Annotated in this window: 17 protein-coding genes; 10 read left to right on the top strand and 7 right to left on the bottom strand. The window is 53.7% G+C overall.

All coding sequences use genetic code 11. The features are described from left to right. Positions 1-35 precede the first annotated feature (35 nt). A complete protein-coding gene (locus tag A7D21_RS16115; RefSeq protein WP_069552116.1) occupies positions 36-1349 on the bottom strand; it encodes a chloride channel protein in 1314 nt (437 codons plus the stop codon). Positions 1350-1853: 504 nt separating this feature from the next. Here A7D21_RS16115 and A7D21_RS16110 point away from each other — a divergent pair. Continuing rightward, positions 1854-3359, top strand: coding sequence for a sensor domain-containing diguanylate cyclase (locus tag A7D21_RS16110; RefSeq protein ID WP_069552115.1), 1506 nt, complete (start codon positions 1854-1856; stop codon positions 3357-3359). 114 nt (positions 3360-3473) lie between these two features. Here the strand turns inward: A7D21_RS16110 and A7D21_RS16105 are convergent, their stop codons facing one another. Together A7D21_RS16105 and A7D21_RS16100 are read right to left on the bottom strand one after the other, a co-directional pair. Beyond that, positions 3474-5609, bottom strand: coding sequence for a TonB-dependent siderophore receptor (locus tag A7D21_RS16105; RefSeq protein WP_069552114.1), 2136 nt, complete (start codon positions 5607-5609; stop codon positions 3474-3476). Between the two features lie 129 nt (positions 5610-5738). Then, complete coding sequence (locus A7D21_RS16100; RefSeq protein ID WP_256556249.1) at positions 5739-6143, bottom strand: LysR substrate-binding domain-containing protein; 405 nt, start codon at positions 6141-6143, stop codon at positions 5739-5741. A 388-nt stretch (positions 6144-6531) separates the two neighbouring features. On the opposite strand from A7D21_RS16100, the gene A7D21_RS36630 reads away from it, so the two are divergent. Both A7D21_RS36630 and A7D21_RS34375 read left to right on the top strand, forming a co-directional pair. After that, on the top strand, positions 6532-6900 hold the full coding sequence (locus tag A7D21_RS36630; protein ID WP_371859217.1) for a hypothetical protein: 369 nt from the start codon (positions 6532-6534) through the stop codon (positions 6898-6900). Between the two features lie 9 nt (positions 6901-6909). Continuing rightward, positions 6910-7692 carry an Ail/Lom family outer membrane beta-barrel protein gene (locus tag A7D21_RS34375; protein ID WP_217699518.1) on the top strand — a complete coding sequence of 261 codons (783 nt, stop codon included), beginning with the start codon at positions 6910-6912 and terminating at the stop codon, positions 7690-7692. A 370-nt stretch (positions 7693-8062) separates the two neighbouring features. Here A7D21_RS34375 and A7D21_RS16090 read toward each other — a convergent pair whose 3' ends face one another. Both A7D21_RS16090 and A7D21_RS16085 read right to left on the bottom strand, forming a co-directional pair. Next, positions 8063-11485, bottom strand: a complete 3423-nt coding sequence (locus tag A7D21_RS16090; protein ID WP_069552112.1) for a hybrid sensor histidine kinase/response regulator — start codon at positions 11483-11485, stop codon at positions 8063-8065. Continuing rightward, positions 11486-12178 carry a response regulator transcription factor gene (locus A7D21_RS16085; RefSeq protein ID WP_083272194.1) on the bottom strand — a complete coding sequence of 231 codons (693 nt, stop codon included), beginning with the start codon at positions 12176-12178 and terminating at the stop codon, positions 11486-11488. Positions 12179-13287: 1109 nt separating this feature from the next. Between A7D21_RS16085 and A7D21_RS16080 the strand changes: the two genes are divergently transcribed. The 5 genes from A7D21_RS16080 to A7D21_RS16060 all read left to right on the top strand — a co-directional run bounded on the left by A7D21_RS16080 (position 13288) and on the right by A7D21_RS16060 (position 18398). Beyond that, positions 13288-14715, top strand: a complete 1428-nt coding sequence (locus tag A7D21_RS16080; RefSeq protein ID WP_069552111.1) for a TolC family protein — start codon at positions 13288-13290, stop codon at positions 14713-14715. Then, entirely contained in the window at positions 14715-15845 is a 1131-nt protein-coding gene (locus A7D21_RS16075; RefSeq protein WP_069552110.1) for an FtsX-like permease family protein, read from the top strand. The genes A7D21_RS16080 and A7D21_RS16075 overlap by 1 nt, the downstream gene beginning before the upstream one ends. Before the next feature lie 6 nt (positions 15846-15851). Next, positions 15852-16592 carry an ABC transporter ATP-binding protein gene (locus A7D21_RS16070; RefSeq protein WP_069552109.1) on the top strand — a complete coding sequence of 247 codons (741 nt, stop codon included), beginning with the start codon at positions 15852-15854 and terminating at the stop codon, positions 16590-16592. Further along, positions 16589-17494, top strand: coding sequence for an efflux RND transporter periplasmic adaptor subunit (locus A7D21_RS16065; RefSeq protein WP_069552108.1), 906 nt, complete (start codon positions 16589-16591; stop codon positions 17492-17494). Before A7D21_RS16070 ends, A7D21_RS16065 begins: the two co-directional genes overlap by 4 nt. A 283-nt stretch (positions 17495-17777) precedes the next feature. Continuing rightward, on the top strand, positions 17778-18398 hold the full coding sequence (locus A7D21_RS16060; RefSeq protein WP_069552107.1) for a thiol:disulfide interchange protein DsbA/DsbL: 621 nt from the start codon (positions 17778-17780) through the stop codon (positions 18396-18398). 532 nt (positions 18399-18930) lie between these two features. On the opposite strand, the gene A7D21_RS16055 is transcribed toward A7D21_RS16060, so the two are convergent. After that, the gene (locus tag A7D21_RS16055; protein WP_069552106.1) at positions 18931-19494 is read right to left on the bottom strand and encodes a carboxymuconolactone decarboxylase family protein; all 564 of its coding nucleotides are present in this window, start codon (positions 19492-19494) and stop codon (positions 18931-18933) included. 251 nt (positions 19495-19745) lie between these two features. On the opposite strand from A7D21_RS16055, the gene A7D21_RS16050 reads away from it, so the two are divergent. Beyond that, positions 19746-21527, top strand: coding sequence for a GGDEF and EAL domain-containing protein (locus A7D21_RS16050; RefSeq protein ID WP_069552163.1), 1782 nt, complete (start codon positions 19746-19748; stop codon positions 21525-21527). A gap of 134 nt (positions 21528-21661) precedes the next feature. Here A7D21_RS16050 and A7D21_RS16045 read toward each other — a convergent pair whose 3' ends face one another. After that, positions 21662-22567 carry a LysR family transcriptional regulator gene (locus A7D21_RS16045; RefSeq protein WP_069552105.1) on the bottom strand — a complete coding sequence of 302 codons (906 nt, stop codon included), beginning with the start codon at positions 22565-22567 and terminating at the stop codon, positions 21662-21664. A gap of 145 nt (positions 22568-22712) precedes the next feature. Between A7D21_RS16045 and A7D21_RS16040 the strand changes: the two genes are divergently transcribed. Continuing rightward, the gene (locus A7D21_RS16040; RefSeq protein ID WP_069552104.1) at positions 22713-24104 is read left to right on the top strand and encodes an amidohydrolase family protein; all 1392 of its coding nucleotides are present in this window, start codon (positions 22713-22715) and stop codon (positions 24102-24104) included. The last annotated feature ends 16 nt before the right edge of the window (positions 24105-24120 follow it).

Raw genomic sequence — 24120 nt, 5'->3', positions numbered from 1 at the left:
AGGGTCATAGCCGCAGTATCGTGCCGATCCAGAACCTAATGCTTGTCGGCCCGAGCAGTGGCGGGCGTTTGCAGAAAGCCGCGTGCCAGCTGCTGATATAGCTCCGGCCCCATTCGAGCACTGACCGCTTTGGCAATCAGGGCAACGGCCATGAGACTGATCACCATCCCATGGCTGTCGATCATCTCCATGACGATAATTGCGGACGTGATGGGCGACTGGGTTACCGCGGCCAGGAAACCGACCATGCAGAGCGCAATCATCGGTTGCGCCGCCACGTTAAAAAAGTCGGCGGCATTCGCGCCCACCGCAGCACCTACCGCCAGGGATGGCGCAAAGATACCGCCGGGGATACCAGAAAAATAGGTCACGACGGTGGCCAGAAAGCGCGTGATCGGGGCATGCCATGGCAGGCCAATGTCGGTCACAATAAGCTGCGAGGTGATGCCGTAACCGCTGCCGAATGACATGCCGCCACTGAGCCAGCCGAGTATGGCCACAATCAGCCCACAGCCACCGGCGAACCAGACGGGGTGTAAGCGGCGCCACTCCCAGAGGACGAATCGCTGATGCCGTTGTGGCCACAGCAGCATGCGGCTGAACAACCCGCCCAGCAGGCCGCAACCGATACCGGACGCCAGCGCAGGAACGACGGTATCGAGGTTGACAGCTTGCACGTCAAAGTGGCCGAAATAGTTGTAGTTGCCCTGTAACGCGATCGCGACCATCCCCGACAGAATGATCGTGCTGAGCAACACGCCACTGGTGCGGGTCTCCAGCTTTCGCCCCAACTCTTCTACCGCAAACGCCACGCCGGCCAAGGGTGTGTTGAACGCGGCAGCAATGCCTGCGGCGCCTCCGGCCAGGATCAGGTCCTCGGGGCGGATAATCCGCGCATTGGGCAGGTAGCGGTGAAAGAAGTGCATGATCGAAGCGGCCACTTGAACCGAGGGGCCCTCGCGCCCTGCCGAAAAGCCCCCCGTCAATGCCAGCGTGCCAAGACCTATCTTGGCGAACGCAAGACGCAAAGACAGCAAATGATTGACGGGTTTGCCTTGGTGGGCCAGCCGTGTGGCTGCGATCACCTGGGGAATACCACTGCCCTGGGCCCCGGTAAAAAAGCGCGTGGTCAGCCAGACCACCAGCATCCCGATCAACGGCGTGTAGATAAACGGCAACCAAGGCCGCTCGGTTGTCTGCTGAGCAAACTGCATCAGTGCCAGGTCGGCCAGGCGGGCGAACATCACCACCAACAGCCCCGCAAGGGTGGCCGCGGCCCAGAGCGTGATGCGAGTACGCCAGCGGATAGAGGCGAAGCGACGGCGCAGCAACAATAACGGTTTGATCACCCGAGCAGATTCCTATTGAGGTTCGATGGCATGCAACGTCAAAACAAGGGTCGGGCGACAACGTGCGCTTAATGATATGTCACTAAAACGCTTGCCTGAGAAGCGCCGATATCTGACGCAACACGCTCTAGTGTGCGGTGAGCCGTCGCGTCACGGAGTATGACCTTGGCCACGAAGGGCCACCAATAATGATACCGAGCAAAACCCTTTAACAAGGCCTGCGGCAAAATAGCACGGCTCATTTTAGTTCTCAGGGGTAACGCGGTTACGTGCCCATATTCTTACTCGTGTGTTAACACGCGCGCCCCTCTTTACCAGCCGTTTGAACACCCTCTTCTAAACACTATGAAGCGATGAAAAAAATCTTTTTCGCGCTCATGATCTCTTGCTGCAGTGTTCCATAACTGCTTGTATCCTTGGCCGATACAAAGCCGAGTGGCGGCTGCTAACGCCCAGGTCCGATATCCGCTGTAATGGAAACCGTGCTTTCCATAAGGTAGTAACGTGAAGCGTGATACCCACTTGGTTGTGCTTTTACTGCTGGTTATTGGTTGTTCCCTGGCGTCATTGACTGTCTGGAAGGTGTTTGCCTCTCGAGATCGAGCACTGGAGGAAGTCAACGTCCATGGCTTGAACCTTACTCAGGCGCTCTCCACTTATTCCGAAGGCATCGTCCGCCAGAGCGCGCTGTTGTTGCTCGGGCTTGTCGAACGCCTGGAAACCGAAGGCAGCGGACCTGCGCAAATTCAGCGGCTGCGGGCGTTGGTAGGCCGCCAGGAGCCGCTGATGCCACAGCTGAGCGGTATCACCATTTACGATAATCAGGGGCACTGGTTAATGTCCTCCAACCGGCCGATTCCTGCCGGGGCAAACAGCTCTGATCGAGCCTACTTCATCCATCATCGTGATGATCCATCCCCCGAGATCTTTATCGGTCCACCGATCATCAGCCGCTCTAATCGGGAGTGGGTGATGACCATCAGCCGACGGTTTAATGGTGCTGACGGCGAATTTGCCGGGGTCGTGTCAGTCACCTTGGGGATCGAAAACTTCTTGCGGCTGTTTGGAAAAATCGATGTAGGACAGGAGGGTGCTATCGGCTTGTCCCACACCGACGGTACGTTGCTGGTTCGCTATCCCTTCCGCGAGCAGGACATGGGGCGCAACTTTTCCTCGTCGCCGATCTATTCAAAGTACCTTGTCGATCGGTCAGTCGGCACCGCGTCGTTCACCTCCAGCCTGGACGGGGTGGAGCGGCTCTACGCCTTCCGCAAGAGTGACCGGCTGCCGCTGATCACGACAGTGGCACTCGGTAAACGCGAAGCCCTCGCCGCGTGGCGAACAGAAGCCCTGCTCTCGGCGGTGGTCGTTTCGGGGTTGCTGGGGCTTATCGGCATTATCGGCTGGTTTTTGATCCTGGATATCCGTCGTCGAACCGAGGCAGAGGATCAGTTGCGTGAAACTCAGCAGCGGTTGCTCTCCTCGAACAGGCAGCTTGAACTGCTGGCAATGAAGGATGCCTTGACGGGTTTGGCAAACCGGCGCTGTTTTGATGAGAGCCTCGCCATGGAGGCGCTGCGAGCAAAGCGTGAGGGCACGACGCTGGCTTTGCTGATGATCGATATCGACTACTTCAAACGCTTTAACGACTCGTTCGGGCATGTGGCAGGCGACGCGTGCCTGCAGACGGTTGGCAGAATTTTCGAGGCGTGTTTAAGGCGACCGTCAGACCTGGTCGCACGTTATGGCGGCGAGGAGATGGGCATCATCATGCCAGACACCGACAGTGACGGCGCCACAGCGGTTGCACAGCGCATTCTCGACCTGTTGAAGAAAGAAAATATTGCGCATCACACCAGCCCGTTTGGACGGCTAAGTGTGAGCATCGGCATTGCGACAGCCACAGGGTCTCAACTGGAGCATTTGCAAGGGTTGATTGAGGTAGCAGATCAGGCTTTGTACAACGCTAAGGCGCAGGGACGTAACCAGTTTGTGAATGGGTGCTGGTAGTCGTGGAAAGGCACGTTATCTTGGACACCGATTTAGGTTACGCCGCCAACCCTGAGCGTGAACATCTGGCAAGCGCCCCATACTGGAGCGCTAGGGTCTGATGGATTGCTGCGTCTATAGGGTGTAAGTGACGCCCACTTGCACCGTACGAGGTTCACCGGGGTAAGCGTAGAAGTTCAGGAACGAGCCTTCTTCGTACTCACGGTTGAACAGGTTCTTCACGTCGAGGTTGAGTCTGACCTTTTCGTTGACTTTGTAATAGCTGAGCAAGTCGACGACGGTGTAAGCGCCCATCGTGAAGGTGCTGTTGGCGGTCTGCCCGGCACGCTCGGCTACGTATTTTCCACCTGCGCCGAGGCCCAATCCCTTGAGCGCGCCATCCTGAAATTCATACACGTTGAGCAGGCTGAAGCTATTGCGCGGAATATTCGCCAGGCGCGTGCCGGTGCGCACCGTGGTGTCTTTGGTCACTGCGGCATCCACGTAGCCATAGCCGCCGATCATCCGCCACTCGGGCGTCAGGTTGCCGGCCACGTTCAGATCAAAGCCGCGACTGCGTACCTGCCCTGTCGCGACATTGAAGGCTGAATCAACGGGGTCGACGCCCTGGACATTGCTCTTGTCGATCTGATAGATCGCCGCATCGACACTCAACTGCCGGTCAAGCGCTTCCCACTTCACACCCACCTCGTAGGACTTGCCCTTCTCCGGCGCGAACCCGCCGCCTTGGCGACTGGCGCCCGTGTTGGGCTTGAACGAGCGTGCGGCATCCGCGTAGATCGCGACAGTGTCAGTGAGGTCATACATCACACCCACGCGCGGAGTGACGGCGTTGTCGGCGGCGTTCCAGTTTTTCACGCCGGGCACGTAGGATTCGTACGCGTGCTCGAAGCGTTCAAAACGCGCACCGGCGAGTACTTTTAAACGCTCGGTCAGTGCCACTTGATCCTGCACGAAGGCCGCGTAAGTTTTGAGGTTTTCTTTGTCGTGGGTAGGCGTACGCGTCAGCGCCGGACGTGGCTGGCCATAGACCGGGTTGAAGATGTCGATTGGAAAAGCCCCCGCCGCGCCGCTGGAGCGTTGGATGATCGACGAGTAGTCATACACTTCGTACTCGACACCGGTCAGCAACGTGTGATCAAAGGCTCCCGTGGAAAAGCGCCCGGTCAGGTTCAGTTGATAGTCTTTGTCGGTCCAGTCCAACTTGCGGTAGTTGAAATTGCGCTGGAGCGTTCGCCCATCGGCATTCAAGCTGGTAGCGCCGTTGGCCTCAACCGCATTGCCCTTCATCGTACCGTCCAACCACTGGAAACCGCCGCCCAGGCTCCAGTTGTCGTTGAGCATGTGCTCGAACCGCAACTGAGCCATGTTGTTATCGTTGTGCAGGTTACCGGCGTATTTTTCACCCCAGAAGGTGTCGCGGGACGCGGTGCCGCGTTGGTTGGCGAAACGAGTCAGGCCTCGATCAAGCGGATGATTGTTGCGCATGAAGTCGCCTTCGAAAATCACCTTGGTGTCGTCATTGACCTGCCAACTCAGTACCGGCGTTACCCCATAGCGTTCGGTTGAGACATGGTCACGGAAGGTGTCACCGCCCTCGCCTACCACGTTGAGGCGATAGGCCAGGCGCCCTTGCTCGTCCAGTGGGCCGGAGGCATCCAGGGTGCCGCGCTTCATACCTTGATCATCCAGCTGGCTACCCAATGTGACCGTGCGCTCAGGCAATGGCTGCTTGGAGACCACATTGAAGGTACCGCCGGGATCGCCACGCCCATAGAGCATCGTCGCCGGTCCGCGAAGCACTTCAAGGCGCTCAATGCTGTTGGCGTCCGGCATGCTTGGATAGCCACGGTTAATCGGAAAACCGTTGCGGTAGAACTCGGCTGTGGTAAAGCCTCGCACCGTAAAGCTGGTAAGTCCCTGGCCGCCGAAGTTGTTCGCGCGGCCGACGCCGCCCGCATAGTCCAGGGCCTCCTGCAAGCGAGTCGCACCGATGTCCTCGACCACGTCTTTGGGCACGACGCTGATGGACTGAGGCGTCTCATGAATTGAGGTGTCAGTGCGCGTCGCACTGGCAGAGCGTGTGGCGCGATACCCCTTGACCGGTCCTTGCGCCGTCTCCGGGTTTGATTCGCCCGTGACATTGATGGCTTGCAGTTCAAGGCTGGTATTTTCGGTACTCGCAACCTGCGCCCAGGCAAACGTGGAAAACGACTGAAGCACGCAGAGAGAAATCAGGGTACGACGCATGGATTTTTTGACCTGATGGATGAGCGGACGGGAAAGTCAACCTGCCGGGAATTTCGCGAGGCATGATATACCAGCGATTCACATTTGCCACTCATTCTCATTCGTGCTTTTTCGAGTATCTGCTGTGTATCAGTCAAAAAAAGATGCTTTTGTGCGTTCCATACCCAGCCAAAGCGTGGCCTCTTTCCAGGCGCCGACGGTCACAAGTTCCTCCAATGTCTCCAACAGAATTTTTTCCCAACTCAACGCCAGGCGGCTACTTCTACGATCTTTCAGGGTGGTCAGCGACACAGTTGATCGAATACCGGGGCTTTCAATGGTGTGCCCGACCAGCAGCCCCCTCGCGATGTCCTCCTGAACAGCTGCATGGGCAAGAATCGAATAACCCATGCCTTCGGCGACCATCTGCTTGGTTAGGCTGACCCTGTCCACGTCGAATATCACATTCAAATGAAATCCGCTTTGCGCCGCCACGATCCGACCGTCCAGTAACCACTCCTGCAGCGATGTGCTCAAACCTTCCAATACATGCAATAGTTGGCCTTTATCTCGGTTTTTCAGGCGTCACGGATATAGCCATTTATAGAGGCAGTTTCCGCAACGGGGTATCTGCGTTCAATCACTTGTCTGACGGCTGCGGCCTTAAATTAAGGCATGCGTCGTTGAGTACTCATAGACGGGGTAAGTGGACTTAAGGCATAGAGGCGTTTACGGATCAGACCTCGTTAGGGCGCGGCATCATCGTGCCCGATTGAGGTATGTAACATTACTAGTCGAGTTCGATGTGTTTATCGTTCGGAGTCCATGCTGGAAAATATAGGAGTTTTCTTAAAGACAGGCGTCCCATACAGATCTAATCTAGTGTTGCAGTTCAAAAAGAGCTTCTCTTCCCTCCTACTGAAAATCGATTCGGAAGCCGGCAATGAGAAGCCCTATACACTCTGTAGAGGTGATGATGAGTAACGTATTTCTACATCGTATATTTTATTTGAACAACAGAGAAGAAGTTAAGTTGAAGGTCTTTGAACCTCAGCTTGAACCAGGGCTTGATTGGCGATGTGACATCGAAATAGATTGGCCAAGCCGTAAGTGGTCAAGACGTATTTTTGGAATAGACCCTATTCAATCGATATGGATAGCAATGCAAATCGCACATCTAGAGCTAATATCAACCTCTGTGCGTTCGGATGGCACATTGACCTGGTTGGGAAATAGCTGTTTAGGCTTGCCCACTATCGGAGTCTCCACGTCAGCGGCCATTGGCTCTAGAAGACCTGCAACGAAACACTAGCTGATTTGCATGAGTGGCCAACAGGCAGCAAATACCCGCAACACATTTAACCCCAAAAAACCATACCCGCAGCATGGAAAGTCCAAGGCGCTAAATAAACGTTTAGTGCACGTTGATAAGCGCCGGAAAGCACTTCAAGTACTTATTCTGAATTTATACTCTAGAGGCATCAAAATGAAATTAACGATACTCGCGTGTGCGCCATTGATTTTTTTTGGTATTTATAGCGAAGCCGCTCGAGCTGAACCCAGCAGCACCCTGACAATAGGGTATGCTCAAAGCCATGTAACTGGGAGCGCAGCGGATCGATATGCTTCAACGCCACTGAGTTCAAGCTTAAATCCGGGAGCGATTTTCGCCGACGCAATATTTGGAGATAGTCGTAGGAAATCAGGTTTTAACCTAAAGTATCGGTATGAGCTAGACAGCAACCTTGGGTTTATAGTTTCTTACACGGATACGGGAGGCACCCGCAGCAGCGGAAACAACAAAAAAACATTACAATACCGTGCTCTTACCGCCGGCCCTTCTTATCGCTTCAATGATTATTTTAGCGTTTATGGAGGGCTCGGCGTGTCTCATGGGGAATACGGGATTGATGTCACACACGCTAACGGCAGACTTAAAGAGTCAGACGCAAAATACGGACTGGCATCGATTGTAGGCGCACAGGTCAATGTCTTCAAAAATGTTACGCTGGATACGAGTTACGAATACTCTAAATTAGATTTTAAGAACAGCAAGACCGGTAAGTTTGGCACTTGGGCTGTGGGCCTCGGATATAAGTTCTGATCAAATAAACAGCAGTGTCAAACGATTTTAAGGCAGGCTGGTTACCTGATCGGCTTGTCTTTGGCGACAACGTCAAAAATAGTGGGCTTATTCTGATGCAATCAAACTTGTTTTTTGATCCCGGAAGCGCCTGTTGACAGGCGCTTGCATAAAAGTCTGACCAGAGCGCTTACCCTTCCCTTCCCGCTGCTTGATCAAGCATGCCAACTCAACAGCCTAACTGCCGAACAATTGCGCTGAAAGCGAGCGCCAGCCACAGCGCGAAAGCAGATGATGGCCACCTGAGAGATCGGGCATTCAAATTTTATCGCTACCACTTCGAGCACCAAATAACACGCGACGCATATGAAAGCGCCATATAGAGCAGTTACTAATCAATGGGTTCCTGTCTGAAGGCGCTGCGCCCTCGATAGTAGTCTACGCGGTGCTGGAGACGCTTAATCATCGTATAAATGTCTCCGCCAGCGAGCGCTAAGCCTTGCGAGTTAACTCGATGGCGCAAGGTCTCACAGGTGTCCGCCAACGACTTTTCATTCAGCACTAACAATGCCCCCTTTAACCGGTGCAGGCTGCCGATAAAGCGTTTTTGGTCGTTAGCCTCCAGAGATTCGATCAGCGTGGCTTTATCATTCTCCCAGCCGGATATAAATAGCTCATGCAAGTCGGTGAGCGTCGCTGAAGACTCATTAGATGGCGCATCTAAGGTGCCTAGAGCTTTTTCAATGGCTGCACTTAACCTGTCGAGCGTAATTGGCTTGTAGAGTACACTTGTAAAGCCCGAGGATCTGATTTGAATGGTTCCGCCGGTTTCCGCAGTGCTTAGAATTACCGGTGTCTGAATACCTCGATCACGTAGTGCCTTAAGAAAGGCTTGCCCATCCATCACAGGCATTCCAAGGTCGGTGACTATCAGGTCATAGATACGATCCTGACAAAGCTCCAACGCATCACTCCCATCAACTGCGCTATCAACTTTGTCAAAGCCTAGCGCTGCAAGTTGGTGCTCGATCAGCGCTCGATTTAACGGATCATCTTCTACAATCAATAGTCGACAGTCTTTGGGAGCGACCAGCTGAATCGGACTGTTCGCCCTCTGCTCAAGTACATCGTCATTATTCCCGCACGCGGTCAGCGCCAATCTAAACATGGACATTGAATACGCTGTGACATTTAGATGATTGTGCCTGCGTTCCGGATAAAGCGGGCCACAACTGGAAAAAATTATAGTATCAAGATAGGAGTGCTGAACATCGCACCAGTTTTTGGGCAGCCAAGTCGTGCTGCTTGCAAAGATGATGATCGAACTTTCATTTTCGGCCGAAAATGCAGCTGCCGAATCAGCTTCGATAATAGTAACATCGGGCAACCAGTGGTAGATCTGTGCAGTCAACGCTCGTTGCCACAGCAGCGACTCACAGATGAGCACTACCGTATTGAATCGGAATACAGTTTCTGCGACAAGAAGCTGATTAGGAAAACTCTCCTCTTGCAGCGGTAGACTCACTGTAAAGAGAGAACCAACTCCCTCTTCGCTGTCAACGTCAATGCGCCCCCCCATCAGTGTCACGATTCGGCTGCATAAGGTCAGTCCTAATCCTGTTCCGCCGAAACGGGCTGCGATTGACCTGTCCGCTTGGACGAAAGGCTCGAACACTTCTTCGAGGCGCGCCTGTGAGATACCGATCCCGGTATCGCTGACGGAGATACGTACCCACTGAATGCCATCAATGGATTCAGATCGCGTTGCCCGAAGTGTAATTGAACCGCTATCAGTGAATTTTCGAGCATTACTCAACAGGTTCATCAAGACCTGACCGAGGCGGTGGCCGTCACCGGCCCAGGTTCCGGTTAGATCTGGGTCGATCAAACAAAGGAAACGCAATTTTTTATCAAGGATAAGCGGTGCAAATGTTCGAGCACTTCTCTCTATGAGGTCGTCAAGTCGAAAAGATTCGGTATGCAATTGCAGCTCATGTGCCTCCATCTTAGATAAGTCAAGAATGTCGTTGATCAGTACCAGCAACGCATCGAAGGCTTGCCGTATTGTGGAAACACGTTCTTTTTGTTGTGGGGCGAGCTGCTCCATGGCGAGTAATTCAAGATTGCCTAATGCGCCATGCAGTGGCGTCCGGATTTCGTGACTCATCATCGCTAGAAAATGTGATTTAGCTTGGTTTGCCTGATCAGCCATCTCTCGCTCTTTCCGTAACAAGCGCACTGCGGCCTTCTGATCACTTATATCAGTCACTCCGAAAAGGACTGCCTCACGTTGTTGGTAACGAACAGGTGAAAAAGCCACAGAGATTTCGCGCTGTTCACCTGCTGCACCCACTATTGAAATTTCCACACTGCGCACATCGCTTTTCCCTTCGAGTATATCCGGCTCGTCCGGCTGCCGGATCCAAAAACTCGCTTTCAATAGTCGACGGTACAGCCCACTCCCTGTGTCTTGCGAGGTACTTAACATATTCCGGATAACTTCGTTTTGCATGACTATCGTGTCAGTAAGGGGGTCATAAACGGTTAACCCGACGGGGGCCGTTTGCAATACCGCGCGATTGAACGCTTCGCTTTCATAGACCATTTTTGAACGTACCCTTAATGGGGCAAGCACGAATCGATCAAGCAATACAGTAAATATCCACAGAATCGCAAGTACCGAAGATGTCAGAAACGCTATAAGAATAAGCTGCTTTTTCAGCGCCGCAAGCATAACCTTCCAGTCAAACGCATACACGGCGATCCAGGACGGCCCCTTAATTAGCTGTGACAGAAAAAACACCCCATCATTGTAAATAACTTTCATTGAGCCATGCGAGTGCTCTAAAGGCTCGGTTGAGTTGAGTACTGATTGGGCTAAGTGATATTCAGAGTCGTCAAAGCCATAAAGGTGTCGGCGATCTTGAGATATAATAAAAAAACCAGGCTCTGAACGCTCAACTCGGAAATACTCAGAGTATTGCGTATCTTCAAATAATAACGAAAACTTGCTGAAGGGTATGGTGATCACTAGTACAGCGACACGCTGTTTGTTGCGATAAAGGGGTACCGCATAATGAGTGATCAGCTCACCAGTAACCGGAGAGTTATAAGCAGTGACCCATGCCCCTCGCCGGCCACGCAAAGCTATTGCGGCTGTACTGTCCAGCACGGCATCCACTTTATCAGCATAGCTATCAATAAAGCTGCCGGCTGTTTCAATGCGCGCGTTGTCCAGTTGCTGGTCAGAAAGCGGCGGCCACGTTGCAAGAAGCCGTCGATCAGACGAGTAAACAAATCCGCCCAGAAAATAGCCAACATTGCATTCGCACAAGAGCGGCAACGGTGATATTTCGCGCATAAGGCGCAAAAAATCAGACAACGGCACCTCATCTTTAGCTTGGACGGATGTAGAAAAAAGCGTCATTGGCGTCACCGTAATGTCAGTGTCAGTGACAATGATGCCCTTGTGCTCATCCAACAGTTGCCGGTATCGCTTGGCGGGAACTTCATCCTTAGCATATAACTTCCAAAGCAGTTCATAGGCTTCGGCCGTTTGTTTCAAGCGCGCCTCATAACGATCGACATTCCCCTTGATCAGGTCGCGTTGGACTAAGAACAAATGCTTGCGCTCATCAAGAAATTGATTCGCCAGCATTGCAGTCCAGACGAACGATGCAACTAACACTGCAATACTCACAGCAATACTGCCGCCGATGAGTAGGCCGCGGGAAAAGCGTATTGGTAAATCGTGGCCTGTCTCAGTGCAATGTTTCAAATAATCACGCAATGAACGGAACGCGTTCTGGCCCACTCAAAATGCTCCAGATTGACTTCCATAGAGTTGATTGAACGCCTTGGCCAATTCTACGTCGTTTCCTACCCCCATCTTAAGCATGGCTTTTTGTTTCTGAGAGCTAATAGTCTTAATGCTACGGTCAGTATGTTGGGCGATCTCGGTAACCGACATACCTCTAGCAAACATCCGGACGACTTCCAGTTCCCGCGCTGTGAGCTTAGCTGTCGCCAGCGAGGGACTCGACTGATTATTAGCCACCATGTGTGCTATTAACATTTTTGATGTATCAGGGTCGAGGTACCGCTGACCGCGCAGAACCGCATTGATGACTTTTGGCAATGACGCGAAGTCACCACTTGTTTTACTCAGGAAACCGGAAATACCCAAAAGTAGCGCTTGCTGGACGATTACCAAGTCATCATGGGCCGTCAGAAGAATAATTTTGATATCTGGATAGAGCCTGCGGATACGCTGGAGCATCAATAGCCCATCCGGCTCTGAGTCACCCTCGAAGGAATAATCACAGATCAAGACATCACAGGACAATTGAGCTAATGCTTCGAACAATTCCGAGATGACTACTGGAGCAGCAACCACGTGCATGCCTTTAACGTCATCAAGCATTTTGCTGATACCCAAAACTACGACCGGGTGATCATCAGCAACAATGATATTGGTTTTGATCGACATCAGCTCTGTGGGGCTCATATATTTTTCCGAATTGATCAGAATACAACCCCGCCAAATGGTATCGGGCTAAAAAATAGTTACCGCTAACCAGGGTCAAATGATCTCGCGCCTCTGAAATTCACCTCTAGAGGCTGCGCGGGGCCTAAGCTTACGTAACCACCTGAGCCTGAAAAACTCGCTACAAAACTATAGCCCGTTTTACGTGGCAGTGTTCGCGCGATTCAGAAATATTTAAATTTCTCACAGTCGAGGACGCTGGGAGGATCCACCTCTGTTGAAATCTACAAAAATGTCGCATTCACTTGGCTCACGCTCACGTCGAGTAATCCTACCGTTGACGCCCGATCAAATGAGCCGCGGCAAACGTCGCAACGTCATTCTGACACAGGTGTGCACGCACTAAAATAGTGCAAATGTTCAATGGGCGGATTTTGCAGGTGTGAGAGCATAAAACAAATAAGATAATTCCTATTTTTTCAGTCGGCGTACTCCTCATTTATGGATAAGAACACTATTTTTCACAAAAGACTAACTCAATTCGAATACAGGAAGCCCCTGGAAATATATAGCTAAGTGATCTTTCCGTGGCTCAAGCAACTCAATGTTCAGAAGTAAAAACGCCGCGGGTTGCTAGTGTGTTGACCCGCCACCTCGTGCACCCGTCGGCGTTTGGGTATACGACGAAAGCTTGTCATATGCTGGCCATCAGTAGGAGTAATCTTATTTAAATTTAGGAGGCTTGCCGTTGTTGCAAGCACTTAGTTGACCTATTCTGGCCCTGCTTTCAAAACAACGCCACACGCTGAGGTGAGATTTGCTTTTTTGCGTGCCAAGCTCCCCTCGCCCGCTGCTAAGGAATAAGTAACAACAAAAAGCGTAACGCGTCACAGAAAATATTGTCATCGAGCACTACGTGCTGGCGCCATTAAAACATAAGCAATAAGGTTTCTAGTTCCCCTCGTTAGCTATCTGTAACAACAGCACTGTCTGTATTCAGTCATACCACCCACGAGGGCTGAGCGGAGACTTACAAGTCTTTAACCAACTGATTGACCCTGTGACGTTAGCGCTATCATTAATACATTAACACTTTATGCTGGGGCGCAGTTTTTTAGAGCGAACACCGCATGAACTATATTTGCTGGGGAACGATTATTAACATCTTCAACCGATCGTATTTGTACCGGTCAATATGCGCTTCAGTCGTATTTACGGCTCTTTCTGGATGTGCTGTCGCGCCGCAGCCCATATTGAACTCTTTGACTCCAGAGAATTGGCGTAATACTCAACGCCCGCTGTCACCTCAGGCATCTGATCTGAAGCAATGGTGGCACGCCTTCAATGATCCGAAGCTGAATGAGTTGGTCGATAAGGCGTTGCAAAACAACCTCGACGTAGCCGAAGCCGTCGAGCGCTTGCGGGCGATACGCGTACTCAGTAAAAAGGCTCAGTCCCCCTACTTGCCTTCGTTGAGTATCAACACCCGAGACTCAGTCAGCCCTGACACCAGGACGTCTTACTTTCTGATTGGTTTCGATTCGATTTGGGAGCTGCCGTTATTTGGCGCCAAACAAAGTGCTGATCGTCTTGCAAAGGGTAACCATGCCTTGTTTGAGGCTCAGTTACGTACCGTGCAGGTAACGTTAGTCGCCGAGGTCAGCCGCCGCTGGATCGAGCTGCGCACAGCACAACAAACGGAACAAACCCTCGCCGCTATTCGCGACATTCATCGAGACAAACTGAACCTGATGCAGGTGCGCGAAACACTCGCCTTAGAGCCGCGCGCGACCGTTGCAATGGCGCGCGCTGAGCTCGCACACGCTGAAATGGCTCTGACCGGGCCGCGCCAGCAGATAAACCGCAGTGCGCAGCAATTGGCGATATTGACCGGCCAGACCCAGCCCGATCCGCTCTGGTTAACCCCAGGGGCGCCACCCAAGCTCGGCCAGTGGCAGCTCGGCAGCTTACCCGCTGACCTGTTGCGCACGCGCCCGGAAATATCCAGCGCGGAAGCCTTAGTGATTGTCGCGGCCGGTGAGCTGGGCATGAGTGAGGCGGATATTTACCCCCATATCAGCCTCGGGGCGTCGTTGCAGTGGTCGCTGAACGTTGCAAGCAACCGCCGCCATACACCGAACGGCAACAGCATTTTCTCTTTCGGGCCGGGCATCAGTATCCCTTTGTTCGACTGGGGAATACGCGTGGCCAACGCGAAAGCGAAGAACCACCAGATGCGGGCAGCGGTATTTGCGTATCGAAAATCGATATTGGAAGGCATTGCTGAAACCGAAATCGCCATGGGTAATCTCGAACAATTGCGCATAAGCGAACAATCTTCCCGTCAGGCCTACACCTGCGCTCAAACCCGCGTGGATGGGCAACAGCTGCAAACTGACTTGGGTTTTTTGAGCAAACTCGATTTGAGCTCGGCCCAACTGGATAAATTGCGCGCCCAGCAACAACTCGACCAGATCAGCGCTGAGCGTAACATTGCCTACGTCTCTCTGTATAAAGCACTCGGCGGAGCGCCTCTGCCAATGAAGGAGGCTGACTGATGGTCGCGCTCGCACGCTTGACGCTCATTCATGAATGGCGTCGTTTCCTACCTGCAATTATTGCCGTGGGCTTCGCAGGTTTACTGCAATTGCTTCAAACGGCTCTTGTAATGGGTATCTTCAGCAGCGCCAGCGTCTACATCACAGGTTCCACCGCAGACCTGTGGGTGGGTTACCCAGGCACGCAAAGCGTCAATCTCGGCCGGCCAATCGATGCCGGCGTGGAGATGCGTCTACGTATGGATTCAGATGTACTCAAAGTAGAGCCCTTTCGGTGGGTCGATGCCGATTGGCGTGGGGAGCGCGACACGGGCGGCGTCTCGGTTTATGTCTCCGGCATTGACGCTGGTGCTCAGGGCCTGATGTTCTCGCAGCTTCTGCCGACAGCACTACGGGCACGCCTGAACGAACCGGGCGCAGTCATCGTAGATCGGGCTGACTTGAATAGCCTGGGCGTCACTCAGGGAGACGTCGCGACCCTCAACGGCCATCGCGTTCACGTTGTGGGTGTGATCAGCGGATTACGTGCATTGGGTGGCGTCAATGTAGTGACCTCATTGGCCACAGCCCAGCAACTTGAAACCGCTGCCGACGATGATCGAGTGACCTACCTGGTCGTCAAATTACGTGCCCCGAGCCAAGCAGATGCAGTTGCTGCTCGCCTCGCAGGTGCGTCGGCTTTCGGCACCTACGCAGTGTGGACCGCAGAACGTTTCAGCCGGCGCTCACAAATGTATTGGATGTTCGATACCGGCGCCGGCGCTGGCGTGCTGTTCCTGGCCGCCATTGTGTTTCTGGTGGGCGCCGTGATTACCAGTCAAACCCTGATGGCTGCTGTGGTGGGATCGATACGCGAATACGCGACCTTGAACGCCTTAGGCGTCGGCGTATCCACGTTGCGTAAGGTGGTCATTGAGCAAGCTTTCTGGGTCGGTGCATTGGGCTTGCTGGGTAGCACGGTGTTGGCCGGACTGTTCTTTGCCATCGCTCATTACTACAACGTACCGGTAATGCTCTCGCCTGTTGCTGCCCTCGTTTGCCTACTGTTGAGCATGACTCTCGCCTTGGTGTCGGGTCTTGCAGCCATTCGCACTCTGCGTCACGCCGATCCTACGAGCCTTCTGAGATAGCACATTATGAATTTGCCTGCATTCACACTACACGCTAATGGCATCGGCAAGTCGTTTCGATCTGGACAGATCGTCACACCGGTGCTGCATGACATCACCCTGGCAATACGGCCCGGGGAACTGACCCTAATCGCAGGCCCTTCAGGTTGTGGGAAAAGTACGCTGCTGGCAATTCTCAGTGGCTTACAGTACCCCGACAAGGGACGTGTACTGGCGCTGGGCCAAGACCTTGGCACACTTACACCTCGCGCATTGGAGCAGTTTCGCTTGCGGCATACGGGGTTCGTGTTCCAGGGCTTCAACCTGTTTCCAGCGCTGACAGCTTTGCAACAGGTGGAATTACCCCTGAGCTACCTTGGGCTCACGGCCAAAGAAGTACGCCACCGAGCCGCACAGGCTCTGGAGGAGGTCGGCCTCGGTTCGCGCATGTTACTGCGCCCTACCGCTTTGTCCGGCGGCGAGAAACAGCGCGTCGCCATTGCACGCGCTGTAGCCAAAGAACCGGGGTTGCTCTTCGCCGACGAACCCACGAGCGCATTGGATGCCGCCAACGGCCAGATCGTCATCGACATCCTGCATCGCATTGCACGCGAGCGTGGCACTACGGTGCTGTGTGTCAGCCACGACCCGCGTCTTATAAGCCACACCGACCGCGTCTTGGACATTGATGACGGTCGCATCGTCAGCGATCACTACTCCCACACCCGACCGACGGACGCTACCTGCACGAAGGAACTTACTGTATGAATTTGCTTTTACTCTACCCAGCACTTGCCTTGATCAGCACTTATGCATTCTTGACGGGCTGCTCGCAAGAGGAGCCCCTCACACAAGCCTTACCCACTTCACCGACTTATATAGCGGTTGCCCGCGGCCGCGTCGATGTTGAAGGTGGCCTGCTCAAGCTGGGTGTCACCCGTGAGGGAATCGTGACCGAGATCAAGGTTAAAGAAGGTGATCGCGTCCGAAAAGGTCAGTTGCTGACAACGCTGGACAGCGAGCTGGCAGGCCACGCTGTGAGTGCTGCCCTGGCCGAACAACTGCAGATACACCTTCAAGCTCAACAGTTGGAAAGACGTTATAAATTGTCCGATCAAAAGGCAACGCGCCTGGCGAAGGCGGCCGATGCAGGCGCGAGCGATGGCCAGAGCGCCGATGATGCCCGTGAAATGGCCGCCCAACTGCATGACGAACTTGCTAAGAACCGCATGGACGCCGAAACAGCCAAAAGAAACCTCGCCACTGCACGCTATGAACTGGCTCAACGCAGCCTTATTGCACCGGTCGACGCTGAAGTTGTCCGGCGTCTGGTTCAACCGGGCGCTGCCGTTTCACCCCAGTCGGGCCCTGCCTTCATCTTATTACCTGACCAGCCACAGATAGTGCGTGCTGAAATCAACGAGTCGCTCATAGGTGCAGTCCATCTCGGCATGAGAGCAGAAGTAACCGATGAAAGCGGCAGTGGCGCATTCCCTTTGCTCGCCCAAGTGGTGCGTATCAGCGCTGTGTTGGGCAATAGTACGCTGGAAGACGATCCACAGGTGCGAGCGAATATGCGCACGGTGGAATGCGTATTAGCCTTCGACGATCCTGCTCCTGAGTCATTGCGCGTGGGCCAGCGCATGCTGGTGCGATTTGGTAGGCAGTAGATTGTCTACTGCTGAGAAATAGATTAGCGGCGGTGATGGATGTCAATCAGCGACTTTCACCTTTAACATTATTGTCACTCTGGCCTGTTTTGGCACCGCTCGCTGCCTGACATGAACAATAAAGAGTTAAAGGCCTCATCGTTGCATATCAATTTGACTTGGCGCCTGCGGCGCATTGTCAGTGCCTCCGCTTAATCCAGGTCAGAGCTAAAGAATGCCGCGAGCCTTATAAAGGATCGGACACTTTAAAATCTTCTCGTTTTGGTCACTGCCTGAGGTGCGTATGTTTAAGTTTCTTTTAGTGGTTTTATTTACATTTACGGGGCTGGTTGGGTTTAACGCTCTGGCAGATAATAGGTATACGCAGCTGCGCACAAGTGGCTGGTCAAAAAATGCAGAAAAAGTAGAGGTGATGGCGTTCTTTTCGTATGGTTGCGGGCATTGCTATGAGTTGGAGCGTACGATCGGCCCTTGGATCGACCAATTACCCGCGGATGTGCATTTTCGACGGGTTCCAGCCATGTTTGGCGGCATTTGGAACACCTATGGACGGCTGTATCTTACCTTGGAAATACTGAAAGCGCCGGACTGGGTGCACTTAGCTGTATTCGAAGCGGTTCGGGCTAGAAAATCGCTGAAGACGCCTGCTGAGATGGCTGAATTCTTAGCGGCGCATGGCATTGAGCGGGAGACTTTCCTTTCTACTTATCACTCCTTCTTCGTCGAAGCCAAGATAAAAGAAGCGCAGCGCAATACGGATAAGTATGAGCTGACCGGCGTGCCTGCGCTTGTGATAGGTGGAAGATATAGGTTTGATCTATCCGCCGGTGGTGCATTGGGGATGGTGAGGCTAGCCGATGAGCTTATTGACAAAGAACGCCTTTTGTTGGATCAACCTACGTGATCGCAACAAAGTGAACGACAACTCGTTAAGCCTGTCACCTATCGTCTCGCATGACGTACATTTGAGTCCACGGCATGCAAGAATATATGGGCATGCCTTGATTTTTCAGGTATCCACCGCCACTTACTCGCGCTGACATAAAAGAAAAATAAATGACCCATACTAAAACGAGCAACCCAGTACATACCGCCCAGCGCAACTGCATATTTATCGCCTTGTTTTGAACTTATAAATACGTACCCTGCACGTGCCGACAACACGCTAAAAACTCGTTAACTGTAAGTGTTTGCCAGGCCGTGCAGCGATTATTATCGCGTTGGACAATGTGGTTCCAAGGCGCGAAAGGACACCTTTACCCCACACAACTCTATGTCTAGATCCAGATCGCGCATATATTCGAACGCCTAGAAATACACGAGATTAATCTGATTTAATAAGGGCCAGGCACGCCTAATGACTCCAACAACCGAACTTTTTCAGGTCAGCCCCCGGCCGGGTTCATACCCACCATTCGCGTCACTCGAAGCGACCGCTAGGATTCGGGAAATGGCAGTGGTACATCGCCATCCCGACGCACCTCAAAAACATTCAGCGTCATCGCGACTAACGCGTAGTACCCGTAGACCCCGATCAGCTCGACAACGGCTGGCTCGCCCAGCGAACTAACGGCTTGGGCGTATAGGGCGTCATCCACACGACGAGATTCATAGAGGGTCTTCCCAAGCCAATACACAATGCGCTCGTCATCCCTTTGAAACTCGGGCAATACCTGCTGTTTGAGCGAGGCTATTACGCTGTCTGGCACGCCAGCGCTACGGGCAATGGGTTCGTGAATTTGCCACTCAGCCTGGGACTGCCACCAAGCGGCAGTGAGCAGAATAGCGAGCTCGGTCAATCGAGGCTCCAGGCGCGTGCCGTATCGGCAAAACGCTCCCAGCCGTTGAGCATGATCGGCAAGCTCGGGGCTGTGAATCCACGCTAAAAACGGGCCGTCAAGGTTGCCTCGTGGGCCGCTGATGATATGTCTGAGGACGGTTCTCTGTGCTTCATCCATGTGTGCTTCAGACAGTGGGCTGAGGCGCGATTGAATGGGCATATCTCATACTCCTTATTTATTCACGTCGGAGCCCTGCTCCGCCCGGTGTCTTAAAGCGCTAGGCGAGTAAAAAGTACCTTTATCGCAGGCCGGGTCACAAGATAAAGCAGTCCATCGGAGTGATCCGTGTGGTCGATGGGTGGCTGCACGCCTGCCTACCGTTCATCTTTCCGAGGATAGAAAAAAACAACATCATAATGATGGCACTGTCTGATACGGTGTATATGACCACAGGTATTCCGAGGATTGTCATGGGCCAAGGCGCTCCTATTCCGCCGGATGAAATTGAACGGCTTAAAGAGGTCGAAAAATTTTGTCCAACTGACAGCGATTACGATGCTGTCTTCGATAAAATCGTCGAGATGGCTTCTGCTTACTACAACGCCCCCATAGCGCTGATTTCGATCGTTGATAAGCATCAGCAATGGTTCAAAGCGCGCGTAGGGCTTGAAGAAGCCCAGACATCACGGGAAGTGTCCTTCTGCGCTTACTCGACGCTGGACAACACCCCGTTGGAGGTATTGGACGCAACGCTTGATCCGCGCTTTGCAGACAATGCCCTGGTCACGGGGCCTCCGTATATTCGCTATTACGCGGGCACTCCACTGATTACCGAAGAGGGGTTTACGCTGGGAAGCCTGTGCATCATTGATACGATCTCACGCCCTGCGATGAGTGAGCGTGATAGCGAGATGCTCAAAGGTTTCGCTGAACTGGTGATGATGCGCATACGCGGCATGCGCTCTCGAAACTTTGTCGACCAACCCACGGGGCTGTTTAATCGACTGCGCCTTGAGGAAGATATACGCCAGGCGCTAAAGGCTGACAGCGCGTGCCAGGTGTATGCCGTTGATATCGTCTCGCCAAAGTTCCTCAACGATATCGTAAAGGCGCTGGGCTACAGTTTTGCCGCAGACTTGATCCTGGCAATCAAAGCGCGTCTACAAAAACTGTTACCGCCACAGTGCCTACTTTATAAAATAAGCCCGACGCGGTTTGGTTTCCTGCTTGAGGAGGATCAGACGGCCGAGCACATTTGTGAAAGCATCCTCAAGGACTTCAAAAAGCCTGTCGAGTGCCACGCCATCCCCATTCTCATGCAAGTGGGGATTGGCGTTCTGCCGATTCACAGCGCTGTGCTCCAGCAAGACTGGCTGCGCCTGGTGGTCAGTGCGGCGGATGAGGCCCGTGATCGTAAGCTGGGATGGTCGCTCTATGAACCCCATTTTGATGCGGCTCAACAACGCGCGTTCATGTTGTTGAGTTCGTTGCCGGAAGCGGTCAGCGCCGATAAACAGTTCAGCCTGGTGTACCAGCCCAAAGTCAAACTGCCCTCAGGGCAGTGTCACTCAGTCGAAGCACTATTACGTTGGACGCACCCGTTACTGGGCCCCATCAGCCCGGCTGAATTTATCCCCCTGGCTGAAAAAACCGCACTCATACCCTCCGTGGGACTGTGGGTGCTCAACGCAATCATCCAGCAAGCGATTAGTTGGAAAGCGCAAGGCGTGCACCTGCGTATTGCGATGAACATTACCGTCAGCGATCTTGAAAACGCCGAATTCGTCGATGCGATGATTCATGAAATTCAACAATACGGCCTGGACCCCGCCAGCTTTGAACTTGAGTTTACCGAAAGCATGCTCATGACCGACCCTGACGAAGTCATCCGGCAGTTGGAGCGCGTGCGTCAGTTTGGCGTAGAGGTAGCGGTTGATGACTTTGGTACCGGCTACAGCAACTGGGCTTATTTGAAAGAACTCCCGGCCAATACCGTCAAGCTTGACCAGTCGCTGATCAGCGGGTTGGGCAGCAATCAGAATGACAAGCAACTGGTTAAAACCCTCATCGGGCTGGCCAAGGGGCTCGGCTACCAGGTAGTTGCAGAAGGAGTAGAAAACCAGGAAATCCTCGACCTGTTAATACAGTGGGGATGTTCCGAAGCACAGGGCTACTTGATAGCCAAGCCTATGAGCGCCAAGGCCTTGGAAGCCTGGATAGGACAAGCAAGCGAAGAAGGTCGGTGCCAGTAGAATGACTGCCGGTTGCCTCGACGGGTATCCTCCGCCGAGGCAACCGGCTCAGCAACACCTTCCGGGTCCACGTAGGTCAAGGTCTTATATGTTTGGCCGTGCGGCTTTATCCACCCGTGACCCATCCGCTGCACTCAACTTGCCGAGTTGCCGTCGCGGATCAGTTCGGTCACCCAGTCAGCAAATGCTCGCACTGCCGGTGAGAGAAAACGCTGATGCGGATAGAGCAAGGTCACCGGCACGCACGCGGGTTGCCAATCTGCCAGGACTTCGATCAGCCGCCCTTCCCGCAGATGCTCTGAGACCACTCTCTCGGCGAGCTGCACCAGGCCGAAACCTTCAAGGCACATTTTTATGTAGAGCCCTGTCTCATTGACGGCCGCAGCGCCGCTGACCGGGACTGACATTTGTTCAGTGCCGGTGCCGAAGCACATTTCACCGGTTCGCCTGGCGTTTCCCGAGAAATAATGAATCGCCCGGTGATGTGACAAGTCGTCCGGAGTCTGCGGAATGCCGTTATCTTGCAGATAGGCCGCAGACGCACACGTCACCCAGCGGAACTGGCCGAGCGGGCGTGCAACAAGCGTGGAGTCATTGAGCTGCCCGGTCCGAATCACGCAATCCACGTTCTCCTGAATCAGATCAACCTGCCGATCGTTGACGCCTATCATCAGGTAGATATCCGGGTACCGCGTGTAAAAGTCTTTCAGCTTTGGCATGACGATAAAATGCGCAATGCCTGCGGGCATATCCACCCGCAATCGCCCCTGCGGCCGATTTGCGGACTCCGTCAGGCTGGCCTCGGTCTGCTCGATCAGTTCGAGGATTTCCCGGCATTGCGCCAGATACCGCGCGCCCTCAGGTGTCAGGCTGACCCGCCGCGTGGTTCTGTTCAGCAGGCGCACCTGCAGATATTTTTCAAGACCCTTAATGCTGCTGGTGACCGTAGAGGCCGGCAACGACAGCGTTTGCGCCGCGTGAATAAAGCTCCCCGCCTCTGCCACACGGACGAAAACCTGCATTGCCTGGATGCGGTCCATATTCTTTTTCCATAAACCAAGACAGCAGCAGCCGAACGGCCAGTATTGTTCGTATTTGCTGAATAATTAAAACAGTTTAACCGTCTTTGTCGGGAGTATCACTTTCCGTACCGTCTGTTCACCCCACTCAAACGGAGAGCAGAAGATGACTGGATATACCCGAAACATCGTCGCGCCGCCCGCCTCGCCAGCCGCCCGCACCCTTATCCGCGGCGCCACTGTGCTCAGCATGGACAGTGAAACAGGCAACCTGGCACACGGCGATATCCTTATCGAAGGCAGCACAATCACATCGATCAAGGCACACATTGAGGTCGACGACGCCGTTGTTATCGACGCATCCGGCATGATTGCCATGCCAGGTATGGTGGATACGCATCGCCATGCCTGGGAGGGGCAACTACGCCGGATTAATCCGAACGCGCAAACGCTTGAGGACTACTGCAACGCCACGCACTACTCGTTCGCCAAATTCTATCGCCCAGGTGACATGTATATCGGCAACCTGCTGACCGCATTAGGCTGCATTGACGCCGGCATCACCACCGTGATTGATAACTCCCATAACAGCCGCACCGGCGCGCACTCCGACGCCGCTGTCGAGGCGCTGCTTGACACAGGTATTCGCTCGATTCACGCCTGCGGTGCGCCGGTCTCCGGGGACTGGGATAAAGCCCACTGGCCCGGCAACCTCGAACGCCTGCAACAGAAATATTTCAAAAATGCAGACAACAGCCTGGTTTCGCTGGCCATGATGGCCCAACTGGAGCCCGAACTGTGGGCTGAAGCCCGGCGGCTGGGCCTGCCGATCGTCACCGAATTTTTTGGCGCAGACATGGCAACCGAGCTGGCAGGGTTGCATCGCAAAGGACTGCTCGGGCCGGATAACATCTTCAACCACTGCACCGCACTGCCGGACGCAGGTTGGCAAATCCTGCGCGAGGCGGGTGTGCGCGTGAACGTATGTCCGCGCTCCGATGCGCACTACGGCATCGAGGATGGAATGTTCGCCATGCAGGCCGCGTTGCGTCACGGTATCCGCCCGGGACTGAGCGTCGATAACGAAACGTCCTATAGCGGCGATATGTTTATGGAAATGCGGGTGGCATTTTACCTGCAACGCGTCATGGGCATGCACCCGCAGCGTTGCTGCGGTTCAGCGCATCATCTGGTGACCCTGCCGGCTCATAGCCTGCTCAAAGCCGCCACGGCTGACGGCGCAGCCTGTGCAGGATTACAGGACAAAATCGGCAGCCTGACCCCCGGCAAACAGGCCGATCTGATTCTTATCAATACCCAGGACATAAACCTTTACCCGTCGGGCAACGCATTCGGCACCGTGGTACACGCGGCCGAACGCAGCAATGTTGACACGGTCATGATCGGCGGTCGCATCGTCAAACGCGGCGGCAAAGTACTGGGCGTGGACAGTGAGCGGCTGCGTGCGGCGATCGACGAATCCCGTGAGCATCTATTTGCCGCAGCCGGCTATCGACCTGACCTGTTTGCCGAGGCGTTTGAGCATCCTCAGCCATAGCACAGCAAAAAAAAGG

Origin of the sequence: Pseudomonas sp. AP19, assembly GCF_001728855.1 — a bacterium.
In the GTDB taxonomy this organism is placed as follows: Bacteria; Pseudomonadota; Gammaproteobacteria; order Pseudomonadales; family Pseudomonadaceae; genus Aquipseudomonas; species Aquipseudomonas fluorescens.
The sequence above is the reverse complement of the archived record's forward strand: the minus strand, read 5'-3'. Positions and strand labels throughout refer to the sequence as shown.